Annotated in this window: 19 protein-coding genes; 2 read left to right on the top strand and 17 right to left on the bottom strand. The window is 39.4% G+C overall.

What is annotated here, in order from left to right:
* Window positions 1-25: 25 nt before the first annotated feature.
* Both B7E04_RS04900 and B7E04_RS04905 read right to left on the bottom strand, forming a co-directional pair.
* Entirely contained in the window at window positions 26-430 is a 405-nt protein-coding gene (locus tag B7E04_RS04900; protein ID WP_080777625.1) for a GxxExxY protein, read from the bottom strand.
* A 36-nt stretch (window positions 431-466) separates the two neighbouring features.
* The gene (locus B7E04_RS04905; protein WP_080777626.1) at window positions 467-1,486 is read right to left on the bottom strand and encodes an aminoglycoside phosphotransferase family protein; all 1,020 of its coding nucleotides are present in this window, start codon (window positions 1,484-1,486) and stop codon (window positions 467-469) included.
* Window positions 1,487-1,744: 258 nt separating this feature from the next.
* On the opposite strand from B7E04_RS04905, the gene xrtF reads away from it, so the two are divergent.
* Both xrtF and B7E04_RS04915 read left to right on the top strand, forming a co-directional pair.
* Complete coding sequence (xrtF, locus tag B7E04_RS04910; protein WP_080777627.1) at window positions 1,745-2,275, top strand: exosortase family protein XrtF; 531 nt, start codon at window positions 1,745-1,747, stop codon at window positions 2,273-2,275.
* Window positions 2,262-2,708, top strand: coding sequence for an exosortase F system-associated membrane protein (locus B7E04_RS04915; RefSeq protein ID WP_080777628.1), 447 nt, complete (start codon window positions 2,262-2,264; stop codon window positions 2,706-2,708). Before xrtF ends, B7E04_RS04915 begins: the two co-directional genes overlap by 14 nt.
* Before the next feature lie 12 nt (window positions 2,709-2,720).
* On the opposite strand, the gene B7E04_RS04920 is transcribed toward B7E04_RS04915, so the two are convergent.
* From B7E04_RS04920 to B7E04_RS04990, 15 genes are all read right to left on the bottom strand, one after another.
* A complete protein-coding gene (locus B7E04_RS04920; protein WP_080777629.1) occupies window positions 2,721-3,722 on the bottom strand; it encodes a cation diffusion facilitator family transporter in 1,002 nt (333 codons plus the stop codon).
* A gap of 53 nt (window positions 3,723-3,775) precedes the next feature.
* Window positions 3,776-4,768, bottom strand: a complete 993-nt coding sequence (locus B7E04_RS04925) for an aspartate-semialdehyde dehydrogenase (protein ID WP_080777630.1) — start codon at window positions 4,766-4,768, stop codon at window positions 3,776-3,778.
* Between the two features lie 74 nt (window positions 4,769-4,842).
* Window positions 4,843-5,274, bottom strand: coding sequence for a hypothetical protein (locus B7E04_RS04930; RefSeq protein ID WP_080777631.1), 432 nt, complete (start codon window positions 5,272-5,274; stop codon window positions 4,843-4,845).
* 57 nt (window positions 5,275-5,331) lie between these two features.
* On the bottom strand, window positions 5,332-6,234 hold the full coding sequence (locus tag B7E04_RS04935) for a lanthionine synthetase LanC family protein (RefSeq protein WP_080777632.1): 903 nt from the start codon (window positions 6,232-6,234) through the stop codon (window positions 5,332-5,334).
* On the bottom strand, window positions 6,224-7,090 hold the full coding sequence (locus B7E04_RS04940; protein WP_080777633.1) for a thiopeptide-type bacteriocin biosynthesis protein: 867 nt from the start codon (window positions 7,088-7,090) through the stop codon (window positions 6,224-6,226). The genes B7E04_RS04935 and B7E04_RS04940 overlap by 11 nt, the downstream gene beginning before the upstream one ends.
* Window positions 7,080-9,335, bottom strand: coding sequence for a lantibiotic dehydratase family protein (locus tag B7E04_RS04945; RefSeq protein WP_080777634.1), 2,256 nt, complete (start codon window positions 9,333-9,335; stop codon window positions 7,080-7,082). Before B7E04_RS04945 ends, B7E04_RS04940 begins: the two co-directional genes overlap by 11 nt.
* A 12-nt stretch (window positions 9,336-9,347) precedes the next feature.
* Complete coding sequence (locus B7E04_RS04950) at window positions 9,348-10,511, bottom strand: lanthionine synthetase LanC family protein (RefSeq protein WP_080777635.1); 1,164 nt, start codon at window positions 10,509-10,511, stop codon at window positions 9,348-9,350.
* Between the two features lie 69 nt (window positions 10,512-10,580).
* Window positions 10,581-10,817 (bottom strand): hypothetical protein, encoded by a 237-nt coding sequence (locus B7E04_RS04955; RefSeq protein WP_080777636.1) that lies wholly within the window; start codon window positions 10,815-10,817, stop codon window positions 10,581-10,583.
* 53 nt (window positions 10,818-10,870) lie between these two features.
* Window positions 10,871-11,110, bottom strand: a complete 240-nt coding sequence (locus tag B7E04_RS04960) for a hypothetical protein (protein ID WP_080777637.1) — start codon at window positions 11,108-11,110, stop codon at window positions 10,871-10,873.
* Window positions 11,111-11,152: 42 nt separating this feature from the next.
* A complete protein-coding gene (locus tag B7E04_RS04965; protein ID WP_080777638.1) occupies window positions 11,153-11,905 on the bottom strand; it encodes a nucleotidyltransferase domain-containing protein in 753 nt (250 codons plus the stop codon).
* Between the two features lie 77 nt (window positions 11,906-11,982).
* The gene (locus B7E04_RS04970) at window positions 11,983-14,661 is read right to left on the bottom strand and encodes a TonB-dependent receptor (RefSeq protein ID WP_080777639.1); all 2,679 of its coding nucleotides are present in this window, start codon (window positions 14,659-14,661) and stop codon (window positions 11,983-11,985) included.
* Between the two features lie 209 nt (window positions 14,662-14,870).
* Complete coding sequence (gene nadC, locus B7E04_RS04975) at window positions 14,871-15,731, bottom strand: carboxylating nicotinate-nucleotide diphosphorylase (RefSeq protein WP_080777640.1); 861 nt, start codon at window positions 15,729-15,731, stop codon at window positions 14,871-14,873.
* Window positions 15,732-15,743: 12 nt separating this feature from the next.
* Window positions 15,744-17,315, bottom strand: coding sequence for an L-aspartate oxidase (gene nadB / locus B7E04_RS04980; protein WP_080777641.1), 1,572 nt, complete (start codon window positions 17,313-17,315; stop codon window positions 15,744-15,746).
* A gap of 31 nt (window positions 17,316-17,346) precedes the next feature.
* On the bottom strand, window positions 17,347-17,973 hold the full coding sequence (locus tag B7E04_RS04985) for an NAD(P)H-dependent oxidoreductase (protein ID WP_080777642.1): 627 nt from the start codon (window positions 17,971-17,973) through the stop codon (window positions 17,347-17,349).
* A gap of 131 nt (window positions 17,974-18,104) precedes the next feature.
* The gene (locus B7E04_RS04990) at window positions 18,105-20,366 is read right to left on the bottom strand and encodes a T9SS type B sorting domain-containing protein (RefSeq protein ID WP_080777643.1); all 2,262 of its coding nucleotides are present in this window, start codon (window positions 20,364-20,366) and stop codon (window positions 18,105-18,107) included.
* Window positions 20,367-20,505 lie beyond the last annotated feature (139 nt).

Below are 20,505 nucleotides of genomic sequence, written 5' to 3' on the forward strand. Positions count from 1 at the left end.
AGTTAAGATTTTGATAAATCAAAATTCAGTCAGGAAGATCTCTGAAATATTCATTGATAAAAGGTTTTAAAGATTTTGTAATATTATTGGTGAAGAAGTTGATGAGTAAGCCTTGAGGTTTTTTGAGAACTTTCATATAAGTCAGCAGTTGTGCTTCATGGATAGGAAGTATTTCTTCAACAGCTTTTAATTCTAAAATAATAGAGTCGTTGACAAGTAAATCTACAACCAGCTTTGTTTCAATTTCCACTCCTTCATAGTTGATAGAAGTATAAAGCTGTTGCTTTACATCGTAGCCGTTTTTAATAAGTTCAATTTTTAAACATTCTTCATAAACACTTTCAAGAAGACCAGGACCAAGAGCTTTATGGACTTTTATAGCAAAGCCCGTAATTTCATATGATAGTTGGGTAACTTCTTTTTTTGTCATAAGCTAGCTTAATATTCTTAAAACCTTAAAAGAATCTTAATGGTTCAAAATAGTATTGATTTTCAATTTCACTTCTTCTGAAGATAACTGTTCTATCACTTTTTTCAGTTCCGGGAAGTCATCCATCTGTTCCCATGAATTGGCAAATTCTGTGATATTCCGGATCCCTTTTTCTAAACTTGAAATGAAATGCTGCTTTCTCTGGATCAGGCCTCTGAAGCCGTATGCACCCAATACCTGCAGGAATCTCATCATCTGGATAGGTTGTGCCGAGTTTTTTAGTTGAATTTTAACTTCTTCATTATTAAATTGTTCAATATAGTAATTGAGCATTTCATTTTTAAAATCTTCAGGGAAATCTGCTTTTGCCTGGAAAAGGAAAGATATTACATCATACATAAGCGGCCCTTTCATCGCAGATTGATAATCTATGAACGAAACTTTACGATCTTCATTCACCATAATATTCCGTGCCTGAAAATCGCGGATCATTATTCCTTTGGGCTCAAGGCTTTCAATAAGCCGGGAAATCTGTTTGAATTCTTTCAACAGGACTGATTTCCGGTATTCCAGTTCCAGAACATCCGCTACGAAATTTTTGAAATAATAAAGATCATGGATCACGGGAAGCTCATCATAACTTTCATATTCAAAAGTTTTTGAGAAGTCTATTTTCCCCTGTGTGCTGACCTGAAGCTGGAAAAGCTTTTCTAAAGTCTGTTTTACCAGTGTTTTTATACCATCGGAAAGACCTTCTTCAGTAATGATTTCTGAAAGCGTCTGTGATCCGAGAAACTCCTGGATATATATTTTCCTGTCCTCAGACACGGCAAAAATCTCAGGCGTATTAAGTCCGAGTTCAGAGAAAATTTCAGAATAATACAGGAAGCTTTCGTTTTCGGGAATGTTTTCGTTGCTGGTGATAATGTATTTCCCGGAATCAGCTACAGCCAGGAAGTTTATCCTCGCCGAACCGCTTTGAGCCAGCGTAATGAACTCAGAAGATTTTTCACCCAGATGTTTTTCAAAAAATCGTTTTGCGTTTTCGGAAGTCATAATATGGAAACAAATATACTAAATTTTTGAGTGCGGGGGTTTCGGAGTTTGAGAGTGGGAGGGTTTTAGAGTTTTAGAGCAGAGAGTTGCCGGTTGCAAGTTGAGGAATTCGGGTTTTAGAGTTATGAGTTATGGGTTATGAGTTATGACTTGCTGTTGCGTCTGATATCTGATGTCTGATGTCTGAAATCTTGTGTCTAAATCTGTCATAATCAAATTTGTTGGCTTCAATTTCGGTCTATTTTTTATCTTTGCATCATGCTAAAGGATTTTAAGCCGGTTTTACATATTTTGCTGAGGTTCATTGTTATCTATCTGGTGCTGCTTTTTGGGTACCAGTTTTACCTGAATGGAAGCAAAGCCGGCGGACTGGATCCTTTTTCCGGATTCATTGCAGATCAGGTGGCATCTATTCAGAATGGGATAGGATATCCTACTTTACTGTATGCCGATGCGAAAAACGAACAGGTCTGGTTTTATGTGAATAAAATGTATGTGACCAGAATGGTGGAAGGTTGTAATGCGGTTTCGGTCATGATCCTGTTTGTCGCTTTTGTATTTGCGTTTTATAAAGCAGCAAAAACATTTCTTTTTGCATTAGCGGGTCTTGCTTTGCTGTATATCATGAACCTTCTCCGTATCGTGGGCTTAAATATTGTGATGAGAGATTATATGGAATATGGTAAAATATTTCATGATTTTATTTTCCCGGCGGTAATTTATGGAACTGTGGTGGTTCTTTGGCTGGTATGGATTAAATTCTTTGCTTTGAAAAATGAAAATTCTTAACTGGCTTCTGGTCATCGCAGGGATCTGCGGGCTGATAGGTGTACGGATCCTTGAAGATCAAATTTTTTATGATCCTTTTCTTGAATATTTTCATGAAGCGAATAAAAATATCGCGTTTCCGGCATTTGAATGGGGCAAACTCATTGGAAGCCATCTTTTCAGGTTTATCCTCAATCTGATCTTTTCATGCCTGATTATTCAATGTCTTTTTAAAAACAGGCAATGGACAATTCAGAGTGCTTTTCTGATTGCCATTATCTTCATTATTACGTTCCCGATTTATCTTTACTGTATCTATGACCGTTTTGAAATAGGCTATCTTTTTTCGTTCTATATGAGGCGTTTTGTGATCCAGCCGCTGGCGCTTCTTTTGATTGTTCCGATGTTTTATTACAGGAAGCAGTTGCTGGGGAAAGATAGGCAAATAAGCTGATCTATGAATTGGCTAATCCGCGGTATGTTTATCCACACTGGTTACATTTTCCGGAGTCCATTGTACTCTTTTTACAAAATCTTTTTCGCGGACAGGGCAATCTTTAATCTGGCAGACAGAGCATGAGACAGGTTTACAGTCGTCCATATGGAAATTGAATTCTACACTTCTTTTAGTGTTTTTAGCTAAAACAATGATCATTTTTTCCATTTCGTTGTGGGCATCACGAAGGCTGTAATACCACGGCAACGTAATATGGGCATCGATATGAAGATTGGCCCCGAACTGCTGGATTTTCATATTGTGGACATCTATCCATTCTGTTCTTCTGTTTTCTTCAAGAACCCTGATAATCTGATTCAGGAGGTCCGGATCCTGCTCATCCATAATACCGCTTAAAGACTTCCGGACAATCTTATAACCGACAAAGATGATGTAGAGTCCAAAAATAAGGGCAACAACGGAATCCAGCCAGTAAATCTTCGTAAAGTACACGATAATCAAACTGAGCACCACGCCTAACGTAGTGATCGTATCGGACTGGAGATGTTTTCCCGAGGAAACAAGGACCAAAGAGTTTTCCGCCTGTCCTTTTTTAATGGAAATATAGCCAAGCAGATAGTTAATCACAGCGGTTGCCGCAATAATCCAGATTCCGAGATCAATTTTGCTCAGGGTTTTTCCTACCACAAGGCTGTTGATGCCTTCATATATAATCATAATTCCGGCAATAGCGATCAGGGCGCCTTCGATACCTGAGGTTACAAATTCTACTTTTCCGTGGCCGTAAGGATGGTCATCATCTTTAGGTTTTGCAGCCAGGTGAAGGGAATACAATCCCATGAATGCGCTGATGACATTCACAATACTTTCCATGGCATCGGAAAACACGGCATCGGAATTCGTCAGCTTCCAGGCAATGATTTTTCCAATGAACAGAATAAGCCCGAATGCGGCAATCAGCTTCTGGAATCCTATTTTGTTTTTGGTGGTATTTTTCTTTTTGTTGTCCATAGTTTGATAAAAAAAAGAATCTCAATTCTGAGACTCTTTTTTATTTTGTTAGTTTAAACTAAGTTGTGGGCTGCTAAGTATTCTGCAATCTGTACAGCGTTTGTTGCGGCTCCTTTTCGCAGATTGTCTGCTACGATCCAGAGGTTGAGCGTTTTGGGCTGTGAAAGATCGCGTCTTATCCTGCCGACGAAAACTTCGTCTTTCCCTTCAGAGTAGAGCGGCATTGGATATTCGTTGTTTTTAACGTTGTCTACCACCACTACGCCTGGGGTTTCGGATAAGATTTTTCTTACTTCATCAAGGTCAAATTCGTTTTCAAATTCAATATTCACGCTTTCTGAATGGCCTCCCTGAACAGGGACCCTCACAGCAGTAGCGGTAAGATTGAACGTATCATCCCCTAAAATTTTCTTAGGTTCTTTCATTAATTTGATCTCTTCTTTCGTGTAATCATCATCACTGAACACATCACAATGCGGAAGCGCATTTTTGAAGATCTGGTAAGGATAAACCTTATCTACATTTTCATTTCCGCTAATTTCTCCATTCAATTGGTCTACAGCAGCTTTTCCCGTTCCTGTTACCGACTGGTAGGTAGAAACGATTACTCTTTTCAGATCATATTTTTTATTCAATGGGCCCAGCACCATGACCAGCTGAATGGTAGAGCAGTTCGGATTCGCAATGATCTTATCCTCTTTGGTCAGAACATCAGCATTGATCTCCGGCACCACCAGCTTTTTGTCAGGATCCATTCTCCATGCAGAAGAATTGTCGATTACTGTGGTTCCGGCTGCTGCAAACAGAGGCGCGAATTCGAGAGAAGTAGATCCTCCGGCAGAGAAAATGGCGATATCCGGTTTGGCAGCTATAGCGTCTTTCATGCTTACAATCGTAAATTCTTCCTGTTTATACTTCACCTTCTTGCCTACAGATCTTTCGGATGCTACCGGAATTAATTCTGTTACAGGGAAGTTTCTCTCCTCCAAAACTTTAAGCATAACTTGTCCAACCATTCCTGTTGAACCTACTACAGCTACTTTCATTGATTTAATAAAAAATTTAAGGTTAAACGATCACAAGGTTATCCGTCATTACTGACCACCTTGTATTTTATATTTTAAGCCCCAAAGACTCTCGTCCAAGGGAATGCGAATGCAAATAAACCTACCGCAATTAGACCCATGATCACAATTCCTAAAGAAATGGTATCATTGGATTTCACTTTTTTGTTGATGATCGTCATTAATACGGCTGCGATCAACATAGAAAACGGGTGTTCCACATACTGGAATCTCAAGTCGGCATTTTTCATTACGGATCCCATATCAAGACCCTTTGTGAAATTAATCACCAACATAATAATTCCTATTAAAAACTGAACATGGAAGAAAATCATCGTAAAGAGGGTAATCTTCTTTAAAAATTTGTTCACTTTACCACTGAAGCCGAACATTGTCGCCAAAAGTGCAATAATAAATAATGAGGCCAAAAGAAGTTCGAGATATGCGAATCCTCTGTGTGCACTAAGCAAAATTTTGTAAAAATCCATATTCAATTTTTTTCTATTTTTCTAGACACAAAGATAACAAAAATCCCGGCTGGAATATCAGGAATTATACTGGTATTCTAATATATACTCTAATCCCAGGTCTTTTTCCGGGTTTAATGCAATCATATTTTGAATAAGATTATGGGTGATGCTGGTATTCCATATTCCTGTAATGTGTTGCTCTGTTTCGGCATTGTTTTCAGGAATTTTAGATTTTATAGTGTAATTTCCTGCAGTATGTTTTGAAGAAGAAGCATATTTTGTTGCTTTTTTTAAAATATACTGTTCGAAAACGGTTTGTTTTTTCTGAGTTTTCAGGTCTTTGAGCCATGATAAGGCTTTTCGCAGCAGAACAGGGACCAGCGCAGATTTGAAGCCGATTTCATAAGCATATACGCAAGCTCTTACCACAGGAAATATATTTTCAAAAGACAGATGTTGTAAAGAATGGTATTTTTCTATCTGCAGAAATTGATTGTGAAGGATAATAAAGTTCTGATTGAGGATGTTGGAATACTTTTTCTTTTGAAGCTTTCTTCGGGTAAACGAAAATCTGGTGGCAAAATAAAATAGAAGATCGCTGAGATACTCAAGCTGTATGGGATGTGTGAAGTTGATCTGGGAATCGCGGAATTTTTCCAGGTGTTTTTCTATATATTGGGGAAGGTAGGTATCTGCATCAAGGTCAATCATATTTTCTTTGGACAGGTACTGCACGGCCCAGCCTATACCGCACAGTCCATCATACAGCGATATATTGGTGATCAGGTCTATTTCATTTAATTCTGCTTCCAGCAGCTCGATTCCGTAATTATAGGCTTCCGTGTCTGAAGAGATCCTGTAATACTCAAACATAAAAATGACGATGGCGCATCTGCCGTTTAAACCTGTACCGGGAAAAGCATGCCCATTTTTCCGGAGATGATTTTTTAAAGTATGATAATATTCTTCAGCTTTCATGATGGGCAGGGGTTGTATTGAAATAATGCTGCGTTTTATAATATCTCCATATGAAATCATAGGAAACCAGCTCATGCATCCTGTTGTCTCCTATAAAAAGCCTGTTAAGGGACATATGGATAAAACTTGACATTAAATTGTGGAAATCTATAGTAAGAAGTTTTTTTTCTTTGAGGCGAAGGATTTCTGAAGCGCTTGCTGCCATGAGCGTTTTGCTGATTCTGTTTGTTTTTTTATTTAAAAATGCATCAATTACCTGCTTGTTTTCAGTATAGAGCTTATCAAATTGTTTCTTGGTGTTTTTATCAATCCTGAACTCGCCGTAAAAATAATTTCTTAGTTTCTCCGTAAATGCTAATTTTTCTGCGAGTGAAAATTTAAAAACAGATAAATAAAAATCAATCAGCTTTAGTGCCCACAAGCTGCGGATGTTTTCCTGATCTTCATTAAGGGAAGAGAGGATGTTTATGATATTCCTGCTGTCATAAAAGAAGATTTTTTCTGCCGTTTCCATACTGGAGGTGCCATATCTTTCAATCTCTCTTGTGTAAGTGTCAATCTGTAATTTCCAGATGTACTCGTCCGAAACCAGGTTCTTCAGCAATCCGTTCAGGGTGTTTATGATTAAGCCTACATGGTTCTGGTCTTTTAGCCTTACCCTGTACCTGATATGATAGGAAGGGTCATTATACCGTATAAAAAACCACTGATCGATCAGGCCTTCAGACAGCAATGATTCGCTTAAAGAACTGAGATGGTCAGTTAAAATGGAATCGGCAGCATGATATCCGCAGAATATATTATAATAAAGCCATTGGTCACCTGGGGAAAAAATCCGCTGAATATTATTTTGCATTTTTGATGGCAGAAAGTTTTTGGTTATTATAAAAGGTAAAGACAAACTGGTTGGTAAAGCTGTTTCCGTTTCTTTTCACCAGCTGTTCTTCATCCGTATACAGAAATTCTTTGAGTGTGAAGCTTTCCCGGTTTCCAATGGTGTCTGCCAGCATTTTTATACTGCTGATATTGTCAAGGTTGATGAGTAGATCATTGTCATGTTCTGCAAATACAATATATTGGGGGAGATTCCATTCCTTGCGTGTTTCCTGCATCAGATCAAAAAGCTCTTCATCCGAAGCATATTTTTTGGTGAAAATGGAAAGATCTTCTTTGCTGAGATTCCAGGTGGCAGCTTTCAGGATGCATTGTTTGTATTCTATCCGGGGAATGTATTTGTATTTTTTTTCCATTTGGCCCAGGTTCAGGCCAAGCCCGTACCGGCTTCCCTGACTCTGCAGTTCGCATAGAAAATGGTAGACCGGCAGTGAATTGCTGCTGAAATTATGAGCAGTAGTAAGCCGTGGAATGATATATTTGTTCAATTTTTTTGATCGTAATACTACTTTATTATTTCGTACGGAAACCATCAGATCAGCAGGGCTTATCTGAAATTTAGCCTCTTTTTCAGATCTTGACAGGTAGGGGATCTCATAATCTGCAAAGCTGGGACGGCAGATGACGTTTCCTATCCTTGATTCGGGGATATGGGATATTTCCGCAATAACAGAGTTCTTTCTTATTTCCTTTTCGATATCAATAATATGTTGGGTATGTTCTTTCAATGAAGAATCTGACGAACAGAACCGGCCAAATAAATTAGCCCCGCTTGCCCCGCTGAATCCATGGAAAAAGATTTTCTGCTGCTGATCAGTATGTACAATTTCTACCATCAGAGAAAACGTATCGTGAATATCGTTCCACATTTCATCCGTATTTTCCGCAATATCGGCAGAGTTGAGGGTAATTACTTTTAAATTCTTTCTGAGGGCTTCAGTGATCTTATTGTGAAGAAGTGTACTGGCCGCATTCCATTTTATTTCCTCTTTTCTTTTCCTTTGTAGTGGTAAGTGAAGGTTTTCCAGGAAATGGTTTCCGGGAATAATTTGGTTGTGTATTCCGAAGCCGATTCCCATTTCGTTATCCAATGCAATAGGCAAGGGTATTTCCCGGTCTTCATATCTTTTTTTGAATTTTGTAATAAAGTTTTCCAGCAAAGGACTGTCCTTCTTTTCCGAAATGTACGATAGCTTATTGAGCATGTCCAGTCCGTCCTGGAGATCTTTTATAATTCTTTTATCCAGCATGTTTTTTTGTGCAGTGACGGACAGATCTGTCTGGAAAAGGTATTTACGGTCCGTTTTTACGCCCAACTCATCAATCTTATCTTTTAGTGTATAATATGAGCTGATGGGGTTTGGAATTTTTGTATCCAGCTGAGAAAGCCCTTTGCTTATTTCCGTAAAGTTTTCACTGTAACTATTTTGCGCGGAAGAAAGTACACGGGTGATAGACGTGAAATAATCCTCTCCTACAGATGAACCGCTGATGTTACTGATGAGCAGTTGATTATCTATGAGCTCCGTAATGAATCTCCGGGCTTCTTTAGGGTTGATCTCTGGGTCGTACTGCACAAGTTCATCGGCTAATGCTTTGATTGTTGTTCCACCGGAGGCTTTACTGAAAATATGCTCTAAATAAGGACTGCTATCAACGGCTTCAATATGATGAACCCTCTGCAGCCCGCCGGGATAGGTGTATTCTATATATCTGTATTGATTTCCTGTTTTATAAATGCTGGTGTTGAGGTGATAGCTGAAATGATTCCGCAGCTTTTTATCGGTGGATATGTACTGGGAAAAGGTGAGGAGGTACTGCATATCCAGTCTTGTATACCTTAGATATTGATGCTCTTCATTTATTTCTATTTCGTGATGATCTTCCAGCTGTCCCAATGAATAACCGGCAAATAAGCCGAACGGAGTGCAGCGTGAAGACATCCTGCTGATGTATTTAAGCAAAGATATTTTTAATTTTTCTTCTTTGTCTTTATTTAAATTTCCTTCGAGCCATTTTAAAAGGGTGTCATACAGTAATGGTGATGCCAGGAATAAGGCTTCCTGAAAAAAAGGATCACCTGCTACATCCTTTAACTGCTTTTCGGAAATATCTTTATCCTGAAAAAGGGTTGTCAATATATTAAGAGGTTTCGAAGGAGTCCTTAAAACATATTGATCTAAAACCTTATAAGGAAACTTACTCATTAGAATTTTTATTTATGAAATTAATAGGCATTCATCCCAGCTGCCAAATTTATTTTGTTGGAAATCCAGCATTACAAGCCCGGCTCCTGCCAATCCGTTAAGAATACTCAGTGGGGATTCGTCTGTTATGGTCAGTGCATCCATACCTTTTTTGAGCCAATAATGAGAGGCTTCTTTAAGTTCCCATGATGGGTTTGCTGCGTTTGCTCTTGAAAAAATCCTTGAAGCACCGAAGTAGCCATGACATATTCCGTAGCCTTTGATCATCGATTGTTCTATTTCTCTTCTCCCGGATGCTTTTTTCAAAATAGCGACTGACTGATCCTTCCATGTTGAATGTCCCGTTATATCTGAGGCGTTGAGCAGGGCTGCTCCTATCCCCGTATCTCCTGAACACCAGCTCAGGCTGCTGAATGCTTTTTCTTTAGTTTCCAGATCGGTCCACATGGGAAATTGAGAGACGGAATCTGGTGGCATTTCGGATTCCAAAAGGAACCGGACAAAAGTATTGACCCATTCCAGGGATTGTTCCCGGAAATACCCTTTGTCGTAAGTCAGGCTGAGTATGGCAGTAAGGCCTGCAATCCCGTGAGCCGGGCCCAGATGAAGCATTTTTTTCAGCTTTCCCCCTACGGTTTCTGAAACGGCAAATTTGCAAAGATCGTAATCACTGATTGTGGTATACAGATCAGGAAGTTTTGAAAATAGTAAAGAAATTGAATTCTCATAGTCTCTGTTGCTTCCGGATCTTTTTAGAAGGTAGAAGACCGCTCCCAGGGCGCCATGAAAAAAGTCGTAATTACCATTCAGTATACATTGCTGCAGGTGATTTTCGATATGGGTGTCTGTCACTGATAATATTGAGGAAAATTCATCCTTGTCTGCAAAACCGTTCTCCTCCAGATGATTCAGAAGCCAGGCAAAGCCGGCCAGGCCGTTACAGTAGGAAGCGGAAAACTGTCCATTGTTTATTTTTTCGATGCAGAAATTGATAGTATTAATACCATTATCGGAAGACAAGCCCAGACTTTCTTCGCAGTAAAACTGGAAAAGAGCAATTCCGGCCAGTCCATTGAGTGCTCCTATCCTGTTATATTGTGTATAATGATTTCCCAGATGGATGTAAATATCGTGTAATTTTTGATCAAGGTCTTTTATGAGTTGAGCTGAAAGCATGAAAGTCTGTTGAATAAAAAGCCATAGTAAAATTCACTTTACTATGGCTGTAATTTTTAAAGATAAGGCCTAAGATACACACACATAGTAGCATTCCTCACTATGGATAGCATTACCTTGCGTATCATAGCTTGCATGCTGCCAATATCCCTGGCCGGAAGCATTTTCAGTTCCTATTACAGGGGTTGGGTGTGTATTCGGCTGAACTACGTCACCACCTTTAATATTTTCCTTCAGACTTCTGCTTAACGGGGTAAAATTAAGTTTCGAGATCTTTGTTTTTTTTAGTGTTAATTTCTTTTTCATAGTAATTTATAAGGTTATGGTTTGATAAGTATTTAGACGGTTAAATAAGACCGTTATGATCCACAGTCGTAGTAGCATGTTGGTCCATGAATAGCGTTGGTCTGGGCATCGTATCCTTCGTGGTACCAGGCGCCATGAGCAGAGCCGCCGTCACCTCCCACTACTGGTGTAGGATGCGTATTAGGCTGCAGAACGTCTCCGCCTTTGATGTTTACTTTTTGATTTCTGTCTAGGATGTTGGTGTTGAGTTTAGAGATTTTTGTTTTTTTTAAAATTAATTTCTTTTTGTTCATGGGTTAAAATTTTAAATTTATTTGTCTCTAAAGTAGTAAAAATTAAGACTCCAACCAGTGTGTTTTAAAATTTTCTTCATTGATTTTTTCTATTTTGCTCTCTATGTGGTGATAAATTGTTTTTGCTGTGTTTTTGCTGATTTTTTTAGGATCAATGCCTGAAATCCACAATTTTACAAAATCTTTATCCGGAAAATCTTCCCAGTGATAGGCAGCCCTGTAGCCTGGGTCGCATAGAACTTTTTCTGTTTTTGTGTCTAAAAATGATTCATATCCCAGATAGGAAGAATAATAGAAAAGCACTTTTTTTAGAAATACATAATAATGGTAATGAAAAAACGGTGATTCTTCGTCAATGGAGATCAAATGATTTTTATGGTTATACAACCCGTACAGTCCGGCCTTCACTTCACTTTTTATATTTAATTTTTTAAAAAAGGGAGTGGCAACATAGGTTGCCGCAAGGTCTTGCAGTTCTGTAATGGTACTCTTAGGATCATATAGAATTTTACCAATGTTGAAAATATAAGCTTCAAATTTCTGCCTGCTGATAAATTCACTGTTGAATTTTCTTTTAACAGAATCTGAGCTTCTTCCGAGATAAGAAAATGTATAACCATTGATAGTGGTGAGGCCTTTTAAGGTTTTTGTTTGGGTTTGATTAAATATAATCCGGATATCAATATCCGAATTTTTATTCTGTAATCCTACTGCATAGCTTCCGGTAAGCAGAATGCCAATGACAGACTTTTTACTTTTCCAGTGGTTTAAAAAGACTTCGAGTGCTTCTTCCATGAATTGTTTTTATAAAAATAAAAAATCCCGGCGAAAAGCCGGGATAGATATTTATAAAATCTGTTCTTGTGATCTTATTAGAATCTGTAAGAAAGTGAAGCAGACCAAGTTCTTCCGAATCCGAAATAAACGTTGTTGCTAACATCCAAACCTTTGTAGAAGTTGCTAGGGTTTGCATTATAGGCGTCTAGTTGCTGTTGAGCAGTCTGTCCACCTGGAACATCTTTGTAATCAGAAATCGTTTTCTTGTTTGAAGATCTTAAATCTGAAATGTACGTAGCATCAAATAAGTTATAAACATTGGCTGTCAGGATCAATTTCTGTCCGTTTCTCATATTAAATGTATAAGATGCTCCCACATCAGTCAGGTTATAAGAAGGTGCTTTTAGAGAACCTTTCTCAGCTCTTGCTGCAGGAATCTGTCCATTTTCTCCAATGATGAAACCACTGTTGATACTGAATGTTCCGTATAGGTTGTCATAATATCTCCATGTTCCGTAAATGTCAAGATTTTTAACTGGTTTTACAGTAGCTCCAATAGCAGCTGTTGTTTGTGCTGCATCAGATACTTTAAGACCATCCAGAGCTAATGTAACTTCGTTTCTTCCGTTTGATCCGGCAATAGGAGCTCCGTTTTCATCAACTAAAAGACCTGTGGGGTTGTTTTTGTATTTCCAGTTACCTATAGATAGCATTCCGTTGAATTCTAGGAAATCAAGAGGTTTGTAGAACATTTCCAGTTCCGCTCCCATATGCACCTGCTTTACTCCGTTTAAGCTAACAGTTGCTCTTTCCAGACCGTAAATAGTAAGGTTGGTAAGACGAACGAATCTATCATCCCATGAAGTATAGTAAAGGTTAAGGTTTGCTCGTAGTTTAGAAGATCTGAAACCGTAACCGAATTCTGCAGAAGCAATTTTTTCATTCTGAAGATCCTTGTTGATCACCTGTTGGTTACCTGTCTGTCTACCGTCTGAAACTGAATAAGGGAAAACTGCAAAGAAGTTAGGCTGCTTAGAATAGTATCCGGCGTTCACAAATACATTGTGATTGTCATTGATATTATAGTTAACACCAGCTTTTGCGTTATACCCGAACAGATACTTCATTTTGGTTTTTGTGTTAACCTTTTCTCCTAACTGCTCAGTCACACCATCAATAATCCAGTTGTCAATTCTTGAAAACCCTTGCTCAGAAGCAGACCCCTGAATAAATGCAGAAAGGTTATCCTTAGAATACTCTAATTGTCCGAAAACACCACCCCAAAGAACTTCTCCGTTGTAGTTTCTGTATACAAGCTGGTCTTTATCTTTTATTGCTTTTACGAATGGATTTGCAGAAGGCACCGGATCATAAACAAGATTTACATCCATATTTGGATTGTTCTTGTTGTCTTTTTCAATGAATTTGCTATTCCCCCAAAGATCTGTTAAAACTCCCGGGTGGTATCCGTAGTAGTATCTTCCGTCAAAACCGGCAGAGAAATTCCAGTTATCATTGATTTTATGTTGGAAATTGGAAAGTATTCCATACCAGTCATGAGAGTTTACAGAAGCTCTTCTCACCAAACCGTTAGTTCTTTGTGCAACACCAGGTGTAGCATTTACCTTGTTGATAGGTGCAGCAGGATTAGAAGGGTTCCATTGTACCGCTTGTCCCTGGTTCCAGGCAACAATGTCATCGAAACGGATTAAACCATCCTGAGTTTTTGGAAGACTGTTGATGCTTGTTCCGTTAATAGATCCGATAACTCCGGTCCCACCTCCACGTCCCCATGAAGCATAAACAACAGTTGATAATTTAGACTTCTCACTCATAGTCCAGTCCCAGTTAATGGATGCAACCGGCTTACTGTAGTAGTTTACAGATTGAGAATATTGTCTTCCGTTCATATATCCCCAGTTGGAATTGTATTTTCTGTTTGGTTCGTCACCGAAAACTTTATCCAGTTTACCATCACCCATATCTAAATACGTAGCAATAGTTCCGTTAAAGTTTTGGTTGTGCCATTGAGGAGCACCTGTAAATGTGAACTGGAAATCGTGTTTTTTATTTGGCTGATAACCTAAAGCAAAATAGTAGTTATATGCTTCAAAATCAGAACCGTCAATATAAGTTGCTCCGGCAGTTCTTGCCATTAAGAATGAAGTAGACCATCCTTTTGCTGATTTCCCTGTGTTATATGAGAATAAAGTTTTAAGATATCCATCATTACCAAGACCTAAAGTTACATTTCCTTCTTTCTTTTTATCAGCAGCTCTTGTGATAACGTTAATGGTTCCTCCAATAGATGCAATTGCTAATTTAGAAGATCCTAAACCTCTCTGAACCTGCATTGCAGAAGTAACATCGGATAAACCAAGCCAGTTTGACCAGTAAACTGTACCCCCTTCCATATCGTTTACGGGAACACCGTTGATCATTACTGCTGTGTTGTTTGTATCAAAACCACGAATATTGACACGCCCGTCCCCAAAACCACCACCACCTTTTGTGGCATAGATGGAAGGAGTAGAGTTTAAGATCTCAGGAAATTCCTGGTTTCCTAATCGTTGTACGATTTGTGCTTCCTTAATGGTTGAAACTGCTACCGGTGTTTTTCTATCTTTAGCAATATCAGCAACACCAGTGATTACAACTTGTTCAATGTCATTGGATTTAGCTTTCACTGTATCCTGAACTTCTTGAGCATAATAAACACTAGCTGTAGATAAAGTAATCACTGCAGATAGCATCGATTTGTTGATTAATTTCATAATCGTGAGTAATAGTTAGATTTAATTTTCTGCAAAATTCGCGAAATAAAATTTAACTAATATTAACTCAATGTTAATTTTTATTCAATCTTAATAAGATTTAACTTACTGATTTTCAGTTATGTGAATAAAAAACGAATTTTCATATGAAGAAAATCATATTATTGAGTTTTTAACAAAAAGGGGTTGTTTTTATTAAAAATACAACGCTATTTCACGGCTTTGAGACTCAAATCGATATTTTCGGCGGAGTGGGTAAGGGCTCCTGCAGAGATGTAGGTGACGCCCGTAGAGGCTATTTCTTTTAACATATCACGGGTAATTCCTCCTGATGCTTCAGACTCACAAGCACCATTAATGAGTTCAACTGCCTGTTTCATCATACCAACATTCATATTATCAAGCATGATTCTGTCTGCTTTTGCTTTAAGGGCTTCTTTAACTTCTTCAAGATTTCTGGTCTCTACCTCAATCTTCAGTTTTTTCTTATTCTTTTTAACGTAGTCTTTGGCCATTTTTACGGCATTTGTAATACTTCCGTTATAATCAATGTGATTATCTTTAAGCATGATCATGTCATACAGACCGTATCTGTGGTTGGTTCCGCCGCCTATAGCAACAGCCCATTTTTCGCATACCCTGAAGTTAGGAGTGGTTTTTCTGGTGTCCAGAAGTTTTGTTTTGCTTCCCACCAGGCGGGAGTCCCAGTCGTGGGTGAGGGTAGCAATACCGCTCATCCTCTGCATACAGTTCAGGATAAGTCTTTCTGTTGAAAGAATAGATCTTGCGCTTCCGGTAACAATTAAAGCTATATCTCCAACTTTCGCGGCAGATCCGTCTTTGATAAAAACTTCAACTTTCAGATCTTTATCAAAAGTTTTAAAAATGATTTCCGCGAGTTCAACACCGGCTAAAATGCAGTCCTGCTTTACGAGAAGTTTAGCACTCTGCTTCAGATCAGCCGGAATGGTGGAAAGGGTAGATTGATCACCATCCTGAATGTCTTCTTCCAGGGCGTTTTTGATGAATGTTTTTAATACTTTATCGGTAACGTAGCTTGGTCTTTTCATGAGTAAGTGCTTTTAGACTAGATCTTTATTATAAAATGCTCCTTTATTTTCCGTCATTTCCATAGACTGGGTAATGATAAGGTGGGCAACGGTTGTTAAATTTCTCAGTTCAGACAGCTGAGGTGACAGAATGGAATAGTGATAAATTTCGTCCACTGCCGCTGCAATTTCCTGATGCTTCTGAAGAGCCATATTCAGACGTCTGTTGCTCCTCACGATACCTACCAGATCACTCATCATCTCCTGAAGCTGTTTTCTGAGGTAACTCACGATCACCATTTCATCCATGATCTTCATGCCTTCTTCATTCCATTCCGGAACGGCTTTCAGGTCATCGAAATTAAAATTATTTTCATTGAGAAGAGCGACGGTTTTTATAGCTGCATTATGTCCGAAAACCAGGCCTTCCAGCAGAGAGTTGGAAGCAAGCCTGTTGGCTCCGTGTAATCCTGAATTGGTGCATTCTCCCACGGCAAAAAGATTGCGTATGGAAGACTGGCCGTCCCGGTCTACTTCTATGCCGCCCATCAGGTAATGGCAGGCCGGTACTATTGGAATCAGCTGGGTGAAAGGATCAATTCCTTCCTCTTTACATTTCTTATAGATATTGGGAAAGTGTTCAAGAAATTTTTCCTGGTTCATATCGCGGCAGTCGAGACCGGCATATTCGTCACCGGAAATTTTCATTTCGTTATCAATGGCGCGTGCGACAATATCCCTTGACGCTAATTCTTCGCGCTCATCATATTTATGCATGAACTTTTCACCTTTCTTTGTCCTTAATTTCGCGCCATCACCCCGTACAGCCTCAGATATAAGGAAAAGCATTCCGTTGATCTTGCTGTACAGCGCCGTAGGGTGAAACTGGTAGTACTGCATATTGGATACTTTGCCTTTTGCCCGTGCTACAAAAGCAATTCCGTCTCCGGTAGCAATGGTAGGATTCGTTGTGTTTTTGTAAACATGTCCCGCACCACCAGTGGCTGCCAAAGTTATTTTGGAAGTGATTTTTTTTATGGTCTTTGATTTTTCATCCAGAATGTAAGCGCCGTAGCAGTTGATATCGCCTTCGCTTACTTCTTTTCCCGGAACATGATGCTGGGTGATGATGTCAATGACGTAATGATGATCAAGGATCTCAATGTTGGGGCTGTTATTGGCGGTTTCCAGAAGCGCTCTCTCAATCTCGAAACCTGTAATATCTTTGTGATGTACAATTCTGTTTTCAGTGTGTCCGCCTTCTCTTCCCAGGGCAAATTCACCGTTTTTCATATCGAAGTTGGCTCCCCATTCCACAATTTCATTAAATCTCGTCGGGGCTTCCCTTACCACCATTTCTACTACGTCACGTTTGTTTTCTCCGTCTCCGGCACGCATGGTGTCTTCTATATGCTTTTCGAAATTATCGTTTTTAAAATCGGTAACCACGGCCAGTCCGCCCTGTGCGTATTTGGTGTTGCTTTCGTCTTCGTCAGATTTTGTTACAATGATGATCCTGGCATCAGGAAGCTGTTCAGAAACTTTAATGGCATAGGAGAGTCCCGAAATGCCGGAACCAATTACTAATACATCCGCTTTTATCATAGGCTTGGTTTAGGTACGACCGTTTAAATAATTAAATAAATTTAAACAATTTTTCGTTTGGTTTTCTTACTTTTTTCATGTGTTGAAAAGCATCTTCTTCGGAACGGTAGCCCAAAGCCAGTGTTACCGTTACTTTTTCCGTATCAGGATTGATGCCGAGGATTTCTTCGATGAGGTCCTGCCGGAAGCCTTCCATAGGGCATGAATCTATATTTTCAATAGCTGCAGCGTACATCAGGTTGGCAAGGACGATGTAGGATTGTTTTTCTGCCCAGTTGAAAATTTCCTCCTGTGTTTTTTGGGTGATATGCTGATTAATGCTTTTTCTGAAAAGTTCCAGGTTTTCAATGGGTGTTTTCCTTACCTCGGAAATGTGATTAAAATAGCCGTGAATATAATTTTCCTCGATCGATTTCTTTGAAATAATCACAATAAGATGTGAACAGGTGGAAATCTGGGACGGATTATAGAAAGCCGGAATTAACTTCTGCTTCATTGCCTCACTTTCCACCACAAGAATTTTGTACGGTTGCAGCCCAAGCGAACTGGCAGCCAGCTTTCCCGACTCAAGGATGTTGTGCAGGATGTCCTGAGGAATAATCCCGTGATTAAATTTTTTCACAGAATATCTTCTGCTTAAAGCTTCCAAATAATTCATAACACAAATTTAAGAATTGAATGCGAATAAAGTGCCTTATTGATAAAATATATCCTTTAAGGTAAAAAACAAAAAAGGATCACTCCAGATATGGAGTGATCCCGGTATTAAAAAAAATAATCAGTTTAAATTTATTCCCTGTTCTTTACCATGATCCAGCCTGAGAATTTAATAGGGGTATTCTTGCTGTTGTTCTCATTCCATGTGATAGAGTACCAGTAGTTTCCGGTAGGAACTTTCTTGCTTCCGTTGGTCGTACCGTCCCAGACATATCTGTTGGATTTGTCCGCCTGGAAAAGTTTGTATCCATACCGGTCGAAGATTCCGATTTCCAGATTCTTTTTATTGGAAAGTGCAGAATAATCAATCGCATCATTTACGCCGTCCCCGTTCGGAGTGATCACGTTGATCAGATTAGGAACCGTGATGCTGATCTCGATAGGTTCACAATCATAGCTGTCTTTTACATAAATTTTAGTTTCACCTCTGGCTACACCGGTAAATATGTTGGAATCCTGCCATTGTATATTATCCATTGAATACTGGTAAGGTGGAGTTCCTCCGTTTACAAAAACGCTTACCGTACTTCCTGAAATGTCAATGCTGGTCACCACCGGCTGCTCTGAAGCATATACTTTTACATGCTGAGTGGCGATACAGTCTCCGGTTTTCAGTTTTACCCAATATGTTCCTACGCCAACATTATTGATAGCCTGTGTAGTTGCTCCCGTGCTCCATTCATAGCCATTGAAACCAGGTCCGGCATCGAGGGTGGTTTTGTCTTCAATACAGATGATTTTGTCCTGTAATACGCTGGATAATACAGGTGCCATTACAGTAAGGGTTACTTTTGCAATTGAGTAACATCCCTGTGCATTGAACACTTTAACATATACTACACCGGTCGGAGCATCATAGGTTAAGAAATTGGTAATTTCATTGGTAGCGTTTACAGCATCTGCCAGAGATTTGTAATATTTTTTAGTAGCTCCCAGTACGGTGGTTACAGCTGCATTGCTCAGGTTAAATGTTCCTAGTGAAGGATTGTCCTCATGGAAACAGGATCTTAAAGAAGCATCAGTGACAACCACAACCGGATGGATATTCAGGGTAACTTTGGCTACGCTTACACATCCCTGAGGCGTGATTACTTCTGCAAATAATACAGCTGCTCCGGAAGCATAGGCTGTAGGATTCATAATCTGGTTTACTCCGGCAGTAAGATCCGCCATTGTATTGAAGAACTTATAGGTACAACCCGCCACTGTTGTTAATGCTGCGGTGGTAAGATCAAATGTTGCCGTGCCGGCATTATTGTTATTACATCCGGTAAGTGTAGCGTCCGTTGCTGCGAATGGTGTAGGGTTCAGCTGTATGACCCCGTCTCCGTTGTCACAGAGCGTAGAGCTTGGGTCTTTGATCACCACCTTAATGGTTGTAGCGCCGGTATATACAAAGCTCGAAGGATTTGCAATAGGAGTTGAGCTTCCCAGTACATAATAGGTGAATAAATAGTTGGCAGGTGTATTAACAAACTGGTTGTTGAAAGACGTCAGATCCACAGTTCCATTTCCAGTTGCAGGATTGGTACAAACAAATGGAGTAACGGTAGCATTCAGGATAGGAACCTTATCCACAAAAACTTTCACATTCTTGATGGAGTGTCTTGCACTGGCGCCTCCTGTTGCTGCTGAGAAACCAAAATATCCCTGAGACATTCCGGCAGCTGCCCCTGATGGAGCAAACGACTGGTCTGCAATCAGAACTCCGTCTATTTTTATTTTGATGATCCAGTTGGTTGGGTTCGTAAGATCAGTTTCCCCGTTTACTTCCACGTGTCTGAAATTAGGCCCTACGAAAGGCTGTGTAGGGTTGAGGTCAGGTGAGTGGAATGTGCTTCCGGGCGTGTTATTGTATTCAATATTGTTTCCGGCCGTGTCATTGGTTCCGTACAGTACATGTACTTTACTCATCTGGCCTTCAGTGGTATTGTTGAAAATGTCGAATCCTACCATCAATCCTGAAGCGTTTCCGGGAATTCCAAGGCCGCCTCCGGAAACAAATCCTGTAGGAGGGTTGGCCAGATACCAGAATGTAAAACCATCTCCTCTTCCGAATTGTGTGGTTCCGTTGCCGTCTATTCTAAAATCAAATTCTACTTTCCATTTGTCGCAATAGCTTAGTGTAATGGGTGTAGCCAGCTTTATCGCTCCGTACAAACTGGTATTGTCTGTGGTAAGACGAATGAAGTCATTGTCTACGGCAGCGTTGGAAACAAGATCCCAACCGGCGGTGTTAACAGGATTTCCCGTGAGCTGATAGGTCTGGGAAAACAGCTGTCCTGAAAAGCCAAATAAAAGAATTAAATAATAAATGAGTAGTTTTTTTTTCATGAATGAATGGGTTTGAGGTTATTGATATAAATTTATTTATTTTGCGTCAGGGGATATAATGAATAATTGTCAATTGTTTGGTTTAAATTGTCAATTTGTAGTTTATTTTTAATGATTGCTGCTGATTGTTGAAATGTGA

This window comes from Chryseobacterium phocaeense (assembly GCF_900169075.1).
GTDB classification, from domain to species: Bacteria; Bacteroidota; Bacteroidia; order Flavobacteriales; family Weeksellaceae; genus Chryseobacterium; species Chryseobacterium phocaeense.

Coding starts and splice junctions, on each gene's coding strand:
- B7E04_RS04950 (WP_080777635.1), bottom strand. CDS start 10,511: ATGCTTTCAGCTCAACTCATAAAAGACCTTGATCAAAAATTACACGAT.
- B7E04_RS04900 (WP_080777625.1), bottom strand. CDS start 430: ATGACAAAAAAAGAAGTTACCCAACTATCATATGAAATTACGGGCTTT.
- B7E04_RS04920 (WP_080777629.1), bottom strand. CDS start 3,722: ATGGACAACAAAAAGAAAAATACCACCAAAAACAAAATAGGATTCCAG.
- B7E04_RS04930 (WP_080777631.1), bottom strand. CDS start 5,274: ATGGATTTTTACAAAATTTTGCTTAGTGCACACAGAGGATTCGCATAT.
- B7E04_RS04935 (WP_080777632.1), bottom strand. CDS start 6,234: ATGAAAGCTGAAGAATATTATCATACTTTAAAAAATCATCTCCGGAAA.
- nadC (WP_080777640.1), bottom strand. CDS start 15,731: ATGAAAAGACCAAGCTACGTTACCGATAAAGTATTAAAAACATTCATC.
- B7E04_RS04965 (WP_080777638.1), bottom strand. CDS start 11,905: ATGGAAGAAGCACTCGAAGTCTTTTTAAACCACTGGAAAAGTAAAAAG.
- B7E04_RS04915 (WP_080777628.1), top strand. CDS start 2,262: ATGAAAATTCTTAACTGGCTTCTGGTCATCGCAGGGATCTGCGGGCTG.
- xrtF (WP_080777627.1), top strand. CDS start 1,745: ATGCTAAAGGATTTTAAGCCGGTTTTACATATTTTGCTGAGGTTCATT.
- B7E04_RS04940 (WP_080777633.1), bottom strand. CDS start 7,090: ATGCAAAATAATATTCAGCGGATTTTTTCCCCAGGTGACCAATGGCTT.
- B7E04_RS04925 (WP_080777630.1), bottom strand. CDS start 4,768: ATGAAAGTAGCTGTAGTAGGTTCAACAGGAATGGTTGGACAAGTTATG.
- B7E04_RS04955 (WP_080777636.1), bottom strand. CDS start 10,817: ATGAAAAAGAAATTAACACTAAAAAAAACAAAGATCTCGAAACTTAAT.
- nadB (WP_080777641.1), bottom strand. CDS start 17,315: ATGATAAAAGCGGATGTATTAGTAATTGGTTCCGGCATTTCGGGACTC.
- B7E04_RS04960 (WP_080777637.1), bottom strand. CDS start 11,110: ATGAACAAAAAGAAATTAATTTTAAAAAAAACAAAAATCTCTAAACTC.
- B7E04_RS04990 (WP_080777643.1), bottom strand. CDS start 20,366: ATGAAAAAAAAACTACTCATTTATTATTTAATTCTTTTATTTGGCTTT.
- B7E04_RS04985 (WP_080777642.1), bottom strand. CDS start 17,973: ATGAATTATTTGGAAGCTTTAAGCAGAAGATATTCTGTGAAAAAATTT.
- B7E04_RS04945 (WP_080777634.1), bottom strand. CDS start 9,335: ATGAGTAAGTTTCCTTATAAGGTTTTAGATCAATATGTTTTAAGGACT.
- B7E04_RS04905 (WP_080777626.1), bottom strand. CDS start 1,486: ATGACTTCCGAAAACGCAAAACGATTTTTTGAAAAACATCTGGGTGAA.
- B7E04_RS04970 (WP_080777639.1), bottom strand. CDS start 14,661: ATGAAATTAATCAACAAATCGATGCTATCTGCAGTGATTACTTTATCT.